Origin of the sequence: Carnobacterium funditum DSM 5970 (genome assembly GCF_000744185.1) — a bacterium.
In the GTDB taxonomy this organism is placed as follows: Bacteria; Bacillota; Bacilli; order Lactobacillales; family Carnobacteriaceae; genus Carnobacterium_A; species Carnobacterium_A funditum.
This window is the reverse complement of sequence record NZ_JQLL01000001.1, coordinates 1348329-1364237: the sequence shown is the minus strand read 5'-3', so window position 1 is coordinate 1364237 and position 15909 is coordinate 1348329. Positions and strand designations below refer to the sequence as shown.

13 protein-coding genes, 5 tRNA genes, 1 rRNA gene and 1 pseudogene are annotated in these 15909 nt (G+C 35.1%); 18 read left to right on the top strand and 2 right to left on the bottom strand.

All coding sequences use genetic code 11. The features are described from left to right. Positions 1 to 133: 133 nt before the first annotated feature. The 6 genes from BR44_RS06310 (at position 134) to BR44_RS06285 (ending at position 2142) form a co-directional block, all read left to right on the top strand. Entirely contained in the window at positions 134 to 1126 is a 993-nt protein-coding gene (locus tag BR44_RS06310; RefSeq protein WP_034551324.1) for a zinc-dependent alcohol dehydrogenase family protein, read from the top strand. Positions 1127 to 1185: 59 nt separating this feature from the next. Further along, positions 1186 to 1464, top strand: coding sequence for a GNAT family N-acetyltransferase (locus BR44_RS06305; protein ID WP_034551323.1), 279 nt, complete (start codon positions 1186 to 1188; stop codon positions 1462 to 1464). 302 nt (positions 1465 to 1766) lie between these two features. Continuing rightward, a tRNA-Glu gene (locus BR44_RS06300) sits at positions 1767 to 1838 on the top strand. A 31-nt stretch (positions 1839 to 1869) separates the two neighbouring features. Beyond that, positions 1870 to 1942: transfer RNA gene (locus BR44_RS06295), tRNA-Thr, on the top strand. Positions 1943 to 1982: 40 nt separating this feature from the next. After that, a tRNA-Tyr gene (locus BR44_RS06290) sits at positions 1983 to 2066 on the top strand. Positions 2067 to 2070: 4 nt separating this feature from the next. Continuing rightward, positions 2071 to 2142, top strand: a tRNA-Gln gene (locus BR44_RS06285). A gap of 375 nt (positions 2143 to 2517) precedes the next feature. Here BR44_RS06285 and BR44_RS06280 read toward each other — a convergent pair. Next, positions 2518 to 3855 carry a M20 family metallopeptidase gene (locus BR44_RS06280; protein WP_034551322.1) on the bottom strand — a complete coding sequence of 446 codons (1338 nt, stop codon included), beginning with the start codon at positions 3853 to 3855 and terminating at the stop codon, positions 2518 to 2520. A 55-nt stretch (positions 3856 to 3910) separates the two neighbouring features. Then, entirely contained in the window at positions 3911 to 5383 is a 1473-nt protein-coding gene (locus BR44_RS06275; protein ID WP_051912723.1) for a YfcC family protein, read from the bottom strand. A gap of 402 nt (positions 5384 to 5785) precedes the next feature. Here BR44_RS06275 and rrf point away from each other — a divergent pair. The 12 genes and pseudogenes from rrf to BR44_RS06215 form a co-directional block, all read left to right on the top strand. After that, positions 5786 to 5901 (top strand): 5S ribosomal RNA (gene rrf, locus BR44_RS06270). Between the two features lie 19 nt (positions 5902 to 5920). Next, positions 5921 to 5993 (top strand) — tRNA-Lys (locus tag BR44_RS06265). Positions 5994 to 6169: 176 nt separating this feature from the next. Then, a complete protein-coding gene (locus BR44_RS06260) occupies positions 6170 to 6979 on the top strand; it encodes a formate/nitrite transporter family protein (protein WP_245592931.1) in 810 nt (269 codons plus the stop codon). Between the two features lie 249 nt (positions 6980 to 7228). After that, the gene (gene cdaA, locus BR44_RS06255; RefSeq protein ID WP_034551320.1) at positions 7229 to 8062 is read left to right on the top strand and encodes a diadenylate cyclase CdaA; all 834 of its coding nucleotides are present in this window, start codon (positions 7229 to 7231) and stop codon (positions 8060 to 8062) included. 2 nt (positions 8063 to 8064) lie between these two features. After that, positions 8065 to 9267: a CdaR family protein gene (locus tag BR44_RS06250; RefSeq protein WP_051912581.1), complete on the top strand. Its 1203-nt coding sequence runs from the start codon at positions 8065 to 8067 to the stop codon at positions 9265 to 9267. Positions 9268 to 9323: 56 nt separating this feature from the next. Beyond that, a complete protein-coding gene (gene glmM / locus BR44_RS06245; RefSeq protein WP_034551319.1) occupies positions 9324 to 10679 on the top strand; it encodes a phosphoglucosamine mutase in 1356 nt (451 codons plus the stop codon). A gap of 236 nt (positions 10680 to 10915) precedes the next feature. After that, complete coding sequence (locus BR44_RS06240; protein ID WP_034551317.1) at positions 10916 to 11680, top strand: threonine/serine exporter family protein; 765 nt, start codon at positions 10916 to 10918, stop codon at positions 11678 to 11680. Continuing rightward, entirely contained in the window at positions 11677 to 12117 is a 441-nt protein-coding gene (locus tag BR44_RS06235; RefSeq protein ID WP_034551315.1) for a threonine/serine exporter family protein, read from the top strand. The genes BR44_RS06240 and BR44_RS06235 overlap by 4 nt, the downstream gene beginning before the upstream one ends. Before the next feature lie 387 nt (positions 12118 to 12504). Further along, positions 12505 to 13629: an NADH-dependent flavin oxidoreductase gene (locus BR44_RS06230; RefSeq protein WP_034551313.1), complete on the top strand. Its 1125-nt coding sequence runs from the start codon at positions 12505 to 12507 to the stop codon at positions 13627 to 13629. A 104-nt stretch (positions 13630 to 13733) separates the two neighbouring features. After that, positions 13734 to 14822: a S66 family peptidase gene (locus BR44_RS06225; RefSeq protein ID WP_034551312.1), complete on the top strand. Its 1089-nt coding sequence runs from the start codon at positions 13734 to 13736 to the stop codon at positions 14820 to 14822. A 138-nt stretch (positions 14823 to 14960) separates the two neighbouring features. After that, entirely contained in the window at positions 14961 to 15398 is a 438-nt protein-coding gene (locus tag BR44_RS06220) for a CopY/TcrY family copper transport repressor (RefSeq protein ID WP_034551310.1), read from the top strand. A gap of 182 nt (positions 15399 to 15580) precedes the next feature. Further along, positions 15581 to 15895, top strand: a pseudogene (locus BR44_RS06215) (heavy metal translocating P-type ATPase); the annotation flags it as partial. Positions 15896 to 15909: the final 14 nt, after the last annotated feature.

The window sequence follows — 15909 nt, the reverse complement described above, 5'->3', positions numbered from 1 at the left end:
CAGAGTGAAAAACGTTAACGAGGTCTAATTATTTTTTCCAACAATAGATTAACACTATCATCCAGCATCCTTTTTTTGTAACTTTTTATAGTAAGCTGTATACTTAGTGTAATTTATAAATAGGAGTGATAACTTGAAAGCATTGGTACACAAATATAAAAAAGGTATGGATGGATTACATTATGAAGAAACAAAAAATCAAGAATTAAAAAAAGAAGAGGTTCGAATAAAGCTTCATTTTGCTGGATTGAATCATCGGGATTTATTTACCATTGCTCAACATGATGAAAATGCAGAACCCTTAATTATCGGGTCTGATGGAGTAGGAGAAATCAGTGAAATACTAACAGAAAATAAAAATTTCAAAGTAGGGGATAAAGTAATTATCAATCCGGGATTGAATTGGATAAAGGTTTCTGATGCAGCACCAGAAAATTTGGAAATATTAGGTAATCCTGTATCAGGTACATTTGCTGAAGAAATTATTCTTCCAATAGAGAATATAGTTATGAAACCAGAATATTTATCCATGGAAGAAGCAAGTGTTTTATCTCTATCGGCATTAACTGCTTATCGGGCCCTATTTACTAAAGGAAACGTGACTAAGGATGATACTATTTTAATTCCAGGAATTGGAGGAGGAGTAGCTACTTATTTATTGCAGTTTGCCAAAGCAATAGGTGCATCGGTTTATGTAACTTCTCGTTCAAAAGATAAATTGGAGCAAGCAAAAAAATTGGGAGCAAATAAAGGTATTCAAAGTGAAGGCGATTGGAATGAACTCTTAAAAGAAGAAAAAGTAGATGTAGTCATTGAAACCGTTGGAGCGGCTACATTTCATCAGTCATTAAATCAATTACGAAAAGGTGGAACAATGGTTTTGATTGGGTCATCAACTGGCGATAAAATTGAATTTAATTTGAGAGAGTTTTTTTACGGACAGTATACACTAAAAGGAACGACGATGGGTAGTTCAGAAGAATACCAAGCGATGCTTGATTTTATAGGAAAACACAATATTAGACCAGTAGTTGATAAAATTTTTAAGATAGAGGATTTTAAAAAAGCTTTCGACCGTTTAGAAAAAGGCAAGCAATTTGGTAAAATTGGTTTTGCTATTTCTTGATTTTTTTAATAAAAGTTGTAAACTATGTTTAATTTATAAAGAGGGATGGATGTGCAGAAATGAATTTTGAAAAAACTGAGAACCGATTTTATAAAAATGATGAAAACGGGAAAATGATTGCTGAAGTAACTTATGTTCCTTCCGGAGATGACAAAGTTATTTTAGATCATACATTTGTTGATCCATCTTTAAGAGGACAGGGAATAGCAGAGGAATTAGTTAATCGCGTGGTTAAAGAGATGCGTATAGAAAATAAAAAAATTATTCCGTTATGTCCTTACGCAAAAACACTGTTTGAAAGAAAACCAGAAATTTACAGTAGTATACAAGCGAAATAAAGCAAGTAAAAAATAACCAGCACTGCTAATGGTAAAATAGTTAGTATTGTCAGGAGTAGAGTTTTAGTAGATTAATGTTGAAGAGATAAGAAAATTAGTAGGTACCAGTTTGAGTTGATATCAAATCAGTACTTGCTAATTGCTTTTTTTAATGAAAGTTGATAGGACATGAAGAAAAAACTGAATAAAACATATGTAAAATGAAAATAGGATTAAATTATTCAATAAATTCAGTTTTACTCTTTACATTTACTGGAATTGTTTATATAATAAATCTTGTGTTTAAAGATTAAATAACTTTAGGCCCGTTGGTCAAGTGGTTAAGACACCGCCCTTTCACGGCGGTATCACGGGTTCGAATCCCGTACGGGTCATGTTTTTAAAGAGATTATACTATAATGATGTGCCGGCTTAGCTCAGTTGGTAGAGCATCTGAATCGTAATCAGAGGGTCGAGGGTTCAACTCCTTTAGCCGGCATCAAATTCTTTTTAAATAGCAATGAGTAAGTTTTTTATCAGGAGGGGTAGCGAAGTGGCTAAACGCGGCGGACTGTAAATCCGCTCCTTCGGGTTCGGCAGTTCGAATCTGCCCCCCTCCACCATAATTGGGCTATAGCCAAGCGGTAAGGCAAGGGACTTTGACTCCCTTATGCGTTGGTTCGAATCCAGCTAGCCCAGTTGCTTTATTAAGCAGTATTATACATAAATAGATAACATATTGGTTTATCTATCTACTAACGGATCGTTTCGCTGTGTCTGACACCGAAACAATCCGTTTCTTTTTTATTTGGCTGCTCTATCAAATGATATTGATGAAAAATAGTAGTCTTCAATGGTATTTTTGATCCTGGATCGTAAACGGGTATTAATCAGCCTGATATAGTATTTTTAGCCTATTATTTAAAGTAGATAAGTGAGTTCCTTCTGATGGTGTGTTTTCGGCGACTACCATATTAGTGGAGGACCCACTTATTTTCTATTTATATTTTTATAGATAAGAAAAAGGACGTCAGTGAAGTTTTTAACTCACTGATGCCCTTTATTTTACAACCTTTATTTACAAGCTAGTCGATAGATAGATTCTGCATAAATGTCCATGGCGTTATATATATCACGTATAGTCATTTTTTCATTAGGCATATGGAAAGTAACTTCAGAATCTGGGAATACAGCTCCAAAAGCTACACAATTTTTCATTGTTCGCGCGAAAGTAGCTCCACCAGAAGTTAACGGATCACTCTTATCTCCGGTTTTTTCACGGTATACATCTAATAAAGTTGTCACTAGCAAACTATCTTTTGAAACATACAATGAAGCAAGGTAATCGTATTCTTCATAAGTGAGCTGATACTCTTCTGCACTCGTTATTAACTGACCAACCAGGTCTTCTTTATTGCCTGTTACAGGAATTCTCAAATCTAAGCCAATTGTGGACTCTGTTTCATTAATGACTAAAGTAGCTAAATTAACAGTAAGAGGCCCGGAAATATCATCTTGTACCTTCCCAAAAATAGTTTGTCCAGTTGGATCATTATTTAATTTTTCGGTAATAAAGGCCATTGTTTTATTTTCAGTATGTGGAAAGAGAGCTGTTACTAATCGAGTAATAGCATTTATTCCTTCAGGTGCATCTTTAGAGTGAACAGCTTTTCCTTTGACGATAATTTTTTCGTTTGATAGTTGATAATCAAAACCTAATGATTTTAATTCATTTTCTAATTTATCGTTAAGGTAACCTTGATAGCCAGCTTCGTCGGGAACAATATTTAAAGATTTCCCACAATTTATTCTTAAATCTGAATCTCCTGGTCCATGCAGTTTTATTTGTAATAACCCTTTTTCTGCATAGGTTAATGGGAATTCAGCATCAGGTGCGAATCCCATCGTGGAAGGTTTTTCTAATTCATTGTATCGATCTAAACATCTCCATAAAGTTTCTTCATCGGTACCAAAAATGAAACGAATGCGCTTTTTAAATGTTACACCAGAATCAACTACGGCTTTAAAGGCGTAAAGAGCGGCCATTGCAGGCCCTTTGTCATCTTGAGAACCTCTTCCGTAGATAGCGTCATTCCTTTCAGTAGCTTTGAATGGATTGCTTTCCCATAAGTCTAAATTACCAGGAGGGACCACATCCAAGTGACACAGAATAGCTAAAGACTCTTCTCCTTCACCATAATCTGCATACCCATAATAGCCTTCTGGATCTAAATAAGACTTCATTCCTAGCTCTTCGCAAATCGTAAGAGTCTTTTCTAAAACGGCTTGAATATCGTCGCCAAAAGGAGTATCGCCTTTATCGTCTTCTCTTAAATAAGAAGGATAAGAAATTAACGTTTTAATAGTTTCAATACAAGCAGTTTTATGCTGCTCTTGAATAAATGTTTTCATGAAATGCTCCTTTCATTTTTTAAAGTTTAGCAACAAATAAAAATAGATGTATTCTTTAACTGACTGCAGCGGCTACACCAAGGATGACACAAGAAAGTACGAAGATAATAACCATTAGTTTAAACATGAATTTCCACCAAACAGTAACATCAAGTCTAGCAATAGCTAATGCGCCCATAACAACTCCAGAAGTAGGAGTGATCAAATTGATGAAGCCACTAGCGGCCTGATAAGCTGTGATGACCAAATGTTGAGGCACGTCTGAAAAAGTCCCTAACGGACCCATAATACCCATAGTCGCAGCTGCTAATCCAGAAGTAGATGGGATTAGGAAAGACATTGGAATATAGAAAATATACGTTAAAATAGTAAAAATAACTGGAGACAAACCGCTTAAGCCTTTTTCGCCCCAACTTAAAATTGTCGCAGTAATCATGCCATCGTTCATAACAACTTGTATACCACGAGCGATAGCAACTACTAATGCTACACTTAACAAATCTTTTGCTCCATCTATAAAGGAGTCAACAATATCGCCTTCAGGCATTCTATAAAATAATCCAATGACAACTGCCATTAGGAAGAAGAGCATTGTAATTTCTTGGAAATACCAATCACCTAAAGGAATCATTCTTTCACCAAGAAGAGTGCCAATAAATGGTATACCAAGTAAGAAAGAGTTAAGGCTTTCAAAGAAAGTCCAATTTTCACTTAACGCAGTCCAAGGGACCAACGAAACAATCATAATAAGGAAGGAAAGTGCAAATAAAATCATTACATTGCGTTGTCGTTTGTCCATTTCTTCTTGATCTTCAGGTATTTTAAAATAAGCAATATTTTCTTCTCGCTGATCAGCAACTAAAGAAGTAGTTGGATCGCTTTCAACTTTCATAGCGTAACGATAAACGTATAATGTTGCAACTGCATACATTACGACGAAGAAAATTAATCGCCAGATAATTCCTTCACCAGGACTAATAGATAGAGCCTGCGAAGCAACTCCAGTAGCGAAAGGGTTCACTGTTGAGGCGAGAACTCCTATTTGTGATCCGACTAAAACGATGGCAACTGCAACCACAGTATCAAAGCCAACACCAATCATAACCGGAATAATCAAAGGATAAAACGCCATTGTTTCTTCAGCCATTCCGTAAGTAGTACCTCCGATAGCGAAAAGCAGCATCAATATAGGAATTAATTTTTTTTCTTTTCCTTTGTAATTTTTTACGATAGATGCGATTCCTGCATCAAGAGCGCCCGTTTTTGTAACGACTCCTAAAAATCCTCCAAGAATTAAAATAAATAAAGAAATTTCAATAGCGCCAGGTGTAGTTTCTGTACCTAGCATACCCTTTATAGGAGAAATGAAAATATCCCAAATTCCCTGTGGTTGAGAATCCACTGTATGATAGGTTCCTGATAAAATACTACCAGCATCGTCCATATCGTATGCTCCAGCGGGGATAATCCAAGTTAAAACGGCTATAAAGACAATAATAAGAAATAAAACTGTAAATGATGATGGCATTGAGAATTTCTTTTTAGTTTGTTTGTTGTTTTCCAAGATATTTTCCTCCTCTATAATAATTAAATTGGTTTTTGCATAGGTTATGTTTCTTTATCGATACAATTAGCCTCCCTTTTTAATAACATTTGACGAATCAAATGTAGATTAATAGAACAAAAAAATAGAACTTGAAACAGAAAGTGCTTACAAACCAATTATAAAAAAAACAAAAAGTTATTTCACAACAAATCATGCATATTCAATGAGGAATAGACCACATTTAAATAAATTTATTAAAAAATAAGCTTGAATTATTTTGTTAGATGCGGTAAGATTTAAAAAGATGTTTTGGGATTTTTGTTCTATTGAAATAATTATACCAAGTAATATAAAAAGAAACAAATTTAACAAGTTAAAACTATGTGTGGTGATGATGGCAAGAAGGTCACACCTGTTCCCATGCCGAACACAGCAGTTAAGCTTCTTAGCGCCGATGGTAGTGAAGGGTTTCCCTTTGTGAGAGTAGGACGTTGCCACGCATAGTAACTTATTTTATTTGAGTCATTAGCTCAGTTGGTAGAGCATCTGACTTTTAATCAGAGGGTCGCAGGTTCGAATCCTGCATGACTCATAACGACTATCTACGAGTTTCGTGGATAGCTTTTTTATTTGCAAAAACCAGAATACAAATAATATTTAACTAGGAATCGTTTACATTCAAAAATGAGTGGTTTACTCAAAAAAGATAGTGTAATATATAACAAGAAGATAGGGAATGAAAAGAAAAAATATTGGAGATGAATAGAATTGGAAGTTGAAGAATTTGAAACTAGCTCTTTGATGAGGACCTTACAAGCAAGTATTCTTAAGAAAGAAGATTTATTTAATAAGAGTAAAACACGCTACTTTATGCGATCAATGCTCGCTGGTTTGTTTTTAACAATTGGGACTGCAGCTGCCGTGTATCTGGGAGAAGCAGTCAATACAATAGTTCCAGGTGGTGGAAAGATAGCTTATGCTTTGATGTTTACCTGGTCATTGGTTATGATTATCTACTTGAATGCTGAATTAGGTACATCTAACATGATGTATATGACTACTGCTGTTCATCGTAAAATATTGCCACTTAAAAAAGCTGCCACTATCTTAATGGCTTGTATCTTTTTTAATTTAGTTGGGGGAATATTAGCAAGTTGGTTGATTTCTCATACTGGTGCTTTTTTACATGTAACACAAGATAGTTTTCTAGTGACGGCCATTGCAGATAAACTGCAAAAGGGTCCATCGCAAGTTTTCTTTGAGGGAATATTTGCTAATTTGATTGTAAATATAGCAGTTTTTGTCACAATTAACTTAAGAGAAGACACCGCTCGTATATTAGCAATTGTTTTTATTATTTTTATATTTGCATTTTTAGGCTTTGAACACGTTATTGCAAACTTTTCTTCCTTCTCACTGGCTTACTTCTCTACTGGGGGTCATGTACCAGGTATGACAGCAATAGCAGTTCTTAAAAACCTCACATTTGCAATGTTGGGTAACTTTGTAGGCGGAGGATTATTATTGGGATTAAATTATTCATGGTTGAATGATGGCAAGTCAAAATATTTTGATTGAAAAATGAATAAGTAAATAATAAAACCAGGCTAAACATTCTTAAAAAAATGTTTAGCCTGGTTTTTAAAATTAAAATAGAGTGAATTAAATGAAATTAAACTAGCGTACTAAAGTTGATAGTATAGAGAGTGTTAAAACAGCAGTATTAAAAAACTCTTTATGTTAGAGAAACTAGCGCCTTATATTTGTATGGAGTATGGTATAATATGAAAAGAGTGATAATTTTTAAACGTTATTGGAGGTGTACTTATGTCCATGGATTGGCCACAATTATTTACATGGCGAACATTTATTAATGCAGTTGATATTTTAGTAGTGACCTTTTTTATTTATCAGTTAATAAAAATTTTAAAAGGTACAAAAGCTATTCAGTTATTAAAAGGTATTGCGGTTATTATGTTGATCAAAATCGGAAGCTTTTTTTTACAATTACAAACAGTAGATTGGATTGTTGATTTAGTTATACAATGGAGTGTACTAGCTTTCATTATTATATTTCAGCCTGAATTACGTCGGGGACTGGAACATCTTGGACGTGGGACATTTTTTAAAAATACAAATAGAAAAACCAATCCAGCTAAGAAAATGATCCAGCAATTGGATCAAGCCGTTCAATACATGGCTAAAAGAAGAATTGGGGCATTGATTTCGATACAAATGGAAACAGAATTAGATGAGTACATTGCTACAGGAATACCTTTGGATGCAGATATTTCAGGTGAGCTATTGATTAATATTTTTATCCCTAATACTCCTTTGCATGACGGGGCAGTGATGATAAAAGATTATAAAATAGCAGCAGCAGCAGGTTATTTACCGCTATCTGAGAGTTCGTTAATTCCTAAAGAGTTAGGTACTCGGCATCGTGCAGCTATTGGTTTGAGTGAAGTTACAGATGCCATCACGATTATTGTTTCTGAGGAAACGGGAGATGTTAGTATCTCTCATCGAGGGGACTTACTAAGAGAGTTATCCAAAGATGATTTCATTAAGTTTTTAAGTAAAAAATTGATTCTCCCAGAAGAAGAGATCAAAAAAAGCTCGTTCCAAGAGTTTTTTGATAACTTCAAGAAAGGGGTGTAAAGATGGAAAAACTTTATAATTCTCCTTGGTTCGCTAAGTTGATTGCATTTTCCTTTGCCATCTTATTATTTACTTATGTGAATTATGAAAATAATAGTAAAGTGCTAACAACGAATCCATTAAATGGCGTTAGTACATCATCAAGTAAGATTATTACAAATTTACCTATTGTAGTCGATGTCGATCAAGATAAATATTTTGTCTCAGGTTTTCCAGAAACAGCCTCAATCGAAATTTCAGGACCAACAAATATTGTATCTCAAACGACAACAAATAAAGCGTTCGATATAACTGCTAAAAATTTAGATGAGCTCGGTGTTGGGACACATACGATTAATTTAGTAGCAGAAGGCCTATCCTCTGACATAGACTATACAATTACTCCATCAGAAATAACTATTGAGATTAAAGAAAAACGAGTAGAAACATTTAAAGTCGAGGTTGTTTTTGATGAAAAAAGCCTGGCAAAAGGTTACGTAGCTGAAGAGCCAACTTTAAACTATGACACCGTTGAGGTTTCGGGTGCGGCATCCACGATTGAAAAAATAAATTCAGTACAAGCGATTGTACCTTCATCTGAAGATATTAAAACAGATTTCAAAAGAACTATACCTGTCAATGTCCGCGATGCAAATGGAAATCAATTAGATGTGATTATTAATCCAAGAGAAGTAACTGTTAGCATGAAAGTAAATATAACTAGCAAATCAGTGCCATTAAAATTGATTAAAACAGGTACTTCTGAAACAGACTATGATTATGAATTAGGAATTGAAGATGAGAAAAACACAGCCATTGCGGTAACTGGAACGCCAGAAATAGTAGAGAATTTAAGTAGTTTCCCACTAGAAATAGATGTTACTGGAATTACTGAAACAACAACTAAAGAAGTTAGGTTACCTCTAGTAGAAGGCTTGTCTAGTATTACTCCTGAAAACATTACAATTAGAATTACAGTGAACAAAAAAGAGAACCAAAGACAAGATGACACAAAGCCAACTGAATCACTTAAAGAATCTAATACGAATGATACAACGACAGAAAATACCGAGTCAACAACTAGTTCTACTGTAAAGTCTTCTAACAGTACAAATGGAGTTGTAAAAGAGAGTAGCGTAATTTCTGGAGAAAAGATTGACTCAAGTAAATTAAATGACAATAAAGAATCATCAAATGATCAGTCGAGGCTAGATTCAAGTAACTAATAAAAGGTTTTTTAACATTTACGAAAGTTCTTAACTTTGAAAAGGGGTATTATGAAATGGGAAAATATTTTGGAACAGATGGAGTTAGAGGAATTGCGAATTCAGAATTAACACCAGAATTAGCTTTTAAATTAGGAAGATTTGGCGGATATATTTTATGCCAGCAAACAGAAGGAACAAATCATCCGCGTGTTTTAGTTGGAAGAGATACTCGTATTTCAGGAGAAATGTTAGAATCCGCTTTAATTGCTGGATTGTTATCTGTTGGTATTGAAGTAATGAAACTAGGTGTTATTTCAACACCGGGCGTTGCTTATTTGACACGTGTACAAGGAGCCGCTGCAGGAGTAATGATTTCAGCATCGCATAATCCAGCACCGGATAACGGTATTAAATTTTTTGGGTCAGATGGATTTAAATTATCCGATTCAACTGAACTTGAAATCGAAAGGCTATTAGACCAAGCTGAAGATACATTACCTCGTCCAAGCGCAGAAGGATTGGGAACGGTTGATGATTATCCAGAAGGTTCATTAAAATACACTCAATTCTTACAACAAACAATCCCAAATGATTTAAGTGGATTGCAAGTCTGTCTAGATGGTGCAAATGGATCAGCTAGTCCTTTAATTAATCGTCTATTTGCAGATTTAGAAACAGAATTTGATGTTATTGGTGCTTCTCCTAATGGGCTCAATATTAATGAGGGTGTTGGATCAACACATCCAGAAGATCTTGCTAAATTTGTTGTCGAAAAAGGAGCAGACGCTGGATTAGCTTTTGATGGGGACGCCGATCGCGTTATTGCTGTGGATGAATTGGGGAATATCATCGACGGAGATAAAATCATGTACATTTGTGGGAAACATATGTTAGAAAAAGGTCGTCTGAAAAAAGATACAATTGTATCAACCGTTATGAGTAACTTAGGTTTTCATAAAGCGGTTGAAGCTGCAAATATGAACGCCATAGAAACACCAGTAGGCGATCGTTATGTCGTAGAAGAAATGCGAAAAAATGGATATAATTTTGGTGGAGAACAATCAGGACATATGGTCTTTTTAGACTACAATACGACCGGGGATGGTATGCTCTCAGGGATTCAGTTATTAAATGTTATGAAACAAACAGGTAAGAAACTCTCAGAGCTAGCAGAAGAAGTGATAACTTACCCACAAACACTTGTAAATATTCGAGTTAGCGATAAATACGGTGCTATGGAAGTTCCGGCAATAAAAGCTGTGATTGAAGAAGTAGAAAAAGAAATGAATGGTGATGGACGTATTTTAGTACGTGCAAGTGGAACAGAACCTTTATTACGTGTGATGGCAGAAGCACCAACACAAGAAAAAGTTGATAGTTATGTTGAACGCATTGCTGCTATTGTTAGAGCTGAAATTGGGTTGGACTAAAGAAAGCAAAGTGTTAAATGTCGTTTATAAAGGAATTTTAAAAAGTGGGGTGGGCATTTTATGTGTTCATCTCTTTTTTTTTTTGGTATAGATTGGTATGTAAAGTTAAAAATGCTTAAGAAAACCATTGAAAGCTTTAAAGGCTAAAGAACAGTATGCTATACTGAACTGAAATTTAATACAATATTGAGTGAAATATAAAAAAATTATTGCTAAGAGAGGGTGGAAAACGGCAAATGGATTATAAAACCTTAATGGATATTGCAATATTAGCAGGGAAAATTATGCTAGAAAGCAATGCTGAAACCTACCGTGTAGAAGATACAATGAACCATATCTTGCAGACCTCTAACTTCGAAACGACAGAAGCTCTATCCATAGCTACGGGATTAGTTGCTACGTTAGATGATCCCAGTATTGATGACCCTATTACGATTGTTAAACGAATTAACTCAATAGCTACAAATTTGAGCAACATTGCAGAAGTAAATACAATTTCGCGTCAACTAACTAGAGGTGAGATAGCTATTCCAGAAGCTTATGCTGCTTTGCAAAATATTAGTAAAGTACAATACAAACAAAGTCATAAAGATATTGCCATCTCTATTTTGGCTGCTTCATTTGCTTTGTTATTAGGTGGAGGAGCTTTGGAAATGGTAGCTGCCGGAGTCAACGGTGCATTGTTGGCGTTAGTCTTAAAAGGAGAAAAAAGATTAGGTGTGGGTTCGTTTGTTCGTAATGTTGTATCCTCTGCTGTTATTTCAATTGGTGCAGGTTTAATGCAGATGTTTCTTTTTCCCACACTTAACATGAATTTAGTCATAACAAGTACGATTATGCCTTTAGTGCCAGGAACAGCGATCACAAATGCGATAAGAGATACATTGCAAGGTGATTACACATCTGGCGGCGCGAAAGCCTTAGAAGCTTTTGTTGTTGCCTTATCAATTGCTCTAGGTGTGGCTATTGGCTTAGTTATTATCGGAGGTGGAATATTTTGATTAGTCAGATTTTAGGAGCTTTTTTCGCCGTTGCCGCGGCAACAATTATTTTGGAATCTCCTAAGAAATATATTTTACCAGCAGCTTTTGTTGGTGCTTCAGGTTGGTTTGTTTACTTGATTTTTCTTAAAGCATTTGGACCAGTTCCTGCTACTTATATTTCTGGGTTAGTCATTTCCACAGAGTCCCACATTTTTTCTCGTATCTTTAAAGTTCCAGTTACTATTTTCTTTTTACCAGGATTTTACCCGTTGTTTCCTGGATCAGGGATGTATTTAGCTGTTTATGAATTTATAAAAGGCCATACGATTTTAGCGCAAGGTCATTTGAACATAACTATTCAAATTGCAGGGATGATAGCATTAGCTATTTTCACTATAGATACAGTTTTCAAAATAATAAAAAAAAGTCAGCGGTTAAAAGAAATAAAAGCCTAAATGAGTTATTTCAACCATGATGATTTCTTAGATAATTTGGCTTAAGTAAACGAATAATGCTACGCTTTATTTTATTTTTGCGAAATTGTTGGGATCTTCTGAATATAGATTCATCATTTCTTATGATATATCTAATTTATTAACATTTTCAGAAAGTATTGTGAAGTTCATCTATGTAGAGGTAATTCCATATTTATTTATGAGCTGGTCCTTTAAATTAGTTAACGTGTTCATATTTTTTTGAAATAGCAAAGAGTAACGACCGAGAAAAATAAACTAATTCTCTTCGAAAATTCAATGAAGAGAGTTAGATTTCCTTTGAAAATTAGTTTCTTTGAAGTATTATGAACTAAACTAGTTACTTATAAAAAATTAGGAGGTTTATTAATGAACTCGAAGTACGAAAATTTATTTGAACCCTTTACCTTTCCATCTGGTGTAACGATTGATAATCGTGTCATTATGGCACCAATGACCACCAATTCAGCTTTTGAAAATGGCATGGTGACGACAGATGAACATGACTATTATAAACGTAGAGCAGCCGGTCTTGGAGCAGTGATCACTTCTTGTGCACAAGTGATGGAGAACGGGAAATTTGCAGGATCATTGAGCGCAGCATCTGATAATCACATCGAAAGTCTTTCAAAATTAGCAAAGACGATACAAAATAGTGGAGCTAAAGCAATTTTGCAAATTTTCCATGTTGGACGAATGGGAACAAGCAGCACATTAAGAGGAGCGCAACCGGTTAGTGCGAGTGCAATACCATCACTTAGAGATTCTGCAGAGATACCAAGAGCTTTATCGGAGGAAGAAGTCCACGAGCTAGTAAAGGCATTTGGCGAAGCAACGAGAAGAGCTATCCAAGCTGGTTTTGACGGTGTTGAACTTCATGGAGCCAATACGTACTTGATTCAACAGTTTTTTTCTCCGCACTCAAATCGCAGAGAGGACTATTGGGGAGGCACCCTTGAAAAACGGATGAACTTTCCACTCGCAGTAGTAGACTCAGTGAAAGAAGCTATCAAAACATATGCAGAGAAACCATTTATACTAGGGTACCGAATTTCTCCTGAAGAAATGGAAGAACCCGGAATTACGTTAGATGATACTTTATATTTATTAACAAAATTAAAAGATCAAGGACTAGACTATATTCACGTTTCAGTTGGAAACGTCATGCAGACTTCAATGCGAGACAAAAATATTGAAAAACCGATTATTCAAATTATTCAAGAAAAAATAGGAGAGGATGTACCTATTGTAGGAGTTGGTTTAATTCAAACACCAGACGATGCTGTGAACGCTTTGGATCTAGGGATACCTCTTGTTGCTATTGGGCGTGAACTGCTTGTAGAACCTGATTGGATTAAGAAAGTTAAAGAAGGAAAAGAAGAGTCTATTCGGACAGAAATTGGGCCTCAAGATAGAACAGATTTAATGTTGCCTGATGCAATGTGGGGGTATGTGGCAAGTAGAATGGGTTGGATTCCGATTGTTGATAAATAAATTTAAGTGTAAAAATCAAATAATAGAGATAAATCATTCTTAGCATTAGGAGTTGAGTAGCCATTAAAGGTAATCAAGATAAGTAAAAAAGGGGGGCAGCACTAATGATTAAACCGGATGCTTTGAAAAAAGGAGATAAAGTCGCTATTTTAAGCCTGTCTAGTGGTATGTTAGGGGAAGAATGTTGTTCTCATCAAATAGATATAGGGAAAAATCGATTAGAAAAACTAGGTCTCAAGCCTGTCTTTATGCCTAATGCTCTTAAAGGAATAGACTACCTAAAGGCTCATCCTGAAGCAAGAGCAAAGGATTTGAAAGATGCCTTTCAGGATTCAACGATCAAAGGGATCTTCTGTGCTATAGGGGGAGAAGATACTTACCGGTTAGTGCCATATTTACTTGATGATAAAGAATTTATCCAAAATGTGCAAAAAACTCCTAAATTATTTACTGGTTTTTCTGATACAACGATTAATCACTTAATGTTTTATCAATTAGGTATGGTTTCATTTTATGGGCCCAATTTCATCAATGATTTAGCCGAACTAGGAGTGGAAATGCTTCCTTACACTGAAAATACGGTGAATTCTTATTGTGAAGGATGTGAACAACAAGAGATTCAATCAAGTCATCATTGGTATGAAGAACGAACAGATTTTTCTAAACAATCTATAGGGGTTGACCGTATTCAGCATCTTGATAAAAGAGGTTACGAGGTTTTACAAGGAACAGGTTCTTTTTCAGGACCACTATTAGGAGGCTGTTTAGAAAGTTTGTACCATTTACTATCTGGTGAAGGATCCAAAGATGAAGTTGAGATGAATCAGAAATACTCGTTGTATCCTTCTTTAGAACAATGGAGAGGTAAAATCTTATTCCTTGAAACAAGTGAAGAAAAGCCAACGACGAAACGATTAGAACAAATGTTGAGAGCTTTAAAACAAACGGGCTTATTTTCTGTGGTTAGTGGTTTGCTGATTGGTAAACCACAAGATGAAAGGTATTATGAATCTTATAAAGACAGCTACAAAAAAGTTGTATCGAATGAGACACTTCCTATGTTATACAACATCAATTTTGGACATGCTTATCCACGTTGTGCCTTACCGTATGGCATAGATACAACGGTAGATTTATCCAAAAAAACTATTGGTTTTAATGAATCCTATTTTCAAAAAAATGCAGTTGGATAATTGAATACACATTGAGGATTGGGACAAACATCTCAGTCCTCTTTTATTATAAATTAGTCAGCGGACTCCTTGACAAAAACAGACTACAAATGTAAGTTGGAAGTATGGTTACGAATGTGAATGGAAAGAGGGATAGCTATGACAGCTAAACTAAAAACAACGATAACAGATGCTGAATGGGAAGTGATGCGGGTTGTATGGACAGCTAAGTTTGCGGCAAGTAAAGAAATTATAAACGTATTGAAAGATAAGATGAACTGGAAGCCAACAACGATAAAAACGTTGATAGGAAGATTGGTTGAAAAAGGTTTGTTAGCAACAGAAGCAGATGGTAATAAGTTTATTTACACTCCTACTGTTAGTGAAGAAGATAGCGTTAAAAAAGTGACACTGGATGTGTTCTCACATATCTGCAATAAAAAAATAGGGAAAACACTAGCGAACATATTAACAGAGGCGACCTTGAGTCATGAAGATATAAAGTTGTTAACACAGGTTTTAGAAGAGAAAAAGAAGCAAGCAGTAAATGAAATAGCATGCAATTGCGTCAAGGGTCAATGTGATTGCTGTAAATAAAGAAAGGATAATTTAAGGAGGGAAAAAAGAGGGTTAATAAAACAATTGCGATTGAAGGGGTGTATTGAGCGTCTTGTTCGCAAACTGTAGAAAAAGCTTTTAAAAAAGTGCCAGGGTTTTGATAGCAAATACCATTAAAGAAAGTAGGATTAAAGCCATTGAACGAATGCATCAGATGGGTCGATATCGGAATTACTAACAGTTCAGGAACAGTTTGTGCTATCGAATCTGCAGATATTGTTCTAATGAGAAGCAAACTAATGGATGTTCCAACAGCCATTGAGTTAAGTAAAGCTATCATTAAAAACATAAAAGAAAATTTGTTTTGGGCCTTTGTTTACACTATAGTGGGCATACCTGTTGCAGTGGATGTTCTTTATCTCTTTGGAGGACAGTTATTGAATCCGTTATGTGCAAGAATAGCTATGAGGTTTAGTTTCGTATCGGTTTTATTAAATGCTTTGCGGTTGAAGAGGTTTAAACCAAAATCTATTTAAAGAGAAGAGAACTA

Excerpts from the sequence above, each read along its gene's own strand:
- BR44_RS06305 (WP_034551323.1), top strand. The coding sequence starts at position 1,186 with ATGAATTTTGAAAAAACTGAGAACCGATTTTATAAAAATGATGAAAAC.
- BR44_RS06280 (WP_034551322.1), bottom strand. The coding sequence starts at position 3,855 with ATGAAAACATTTATTCAAGAGCAGCATAAAACTGCTTGTATTGAAACT.
- BR44_RS06275 (WP_051912723.1), bottom strand. The coding sequence starts at position 5,383 with ATGCCATCATCATTTACAGTTTTATTTCTTATTATTGTCTTTATAGCC.
- cdaA (WP_034551320.1), top strand. The coding sequence starts at position 7,229 with ATGTCCATGGATTGGCCACAATTATTTACATGGCGAACATTTATTAAT.
- BR44_RS06250 (WP_051912581.1), top strand. The coding sequence starts at position 8,065 with ATGGAAAAACTTTATAATTCTCCTTGGTTCGCTAAGTTGATTGCATTT.
- glmM (WP_034551319.1), top strand. The coding sequence starts at position 9,324 with ATGGGAAAATATTTTGGAACAGATGGAGTTAGAGGAATTGCGAATTCA.
- BR44_RS06240 (WP_034551317.1), top strand. The coding sequence starts at position 10,916 with ATGGATTATAAAACCTTAATGGATATTGCAATATTAGCAGGGAAAATT.
- BR44_RS06230 (WP_034551313.1), top strand. The coding sequence starts at position 12,505 with ATGAACTCGAAGTACGAAAATTTATTTGAACCCTTTACCTTTCCATCT.
- BR44_RS06225 (WP_034551312.1), top strand. The coding sequence starts at position 13,734 with ATGATTAAACCGGATGCTTTGAAAAAAGGAGATAAAGTCGCTATTTTA.
- BR44_RS06220 (WP_034551310.1), top strand. The coding sequence starts at position 14,961 with ATGACAGCTAAACTAAAAACAACGATAACAGATGCTGAATGGGAAGTG.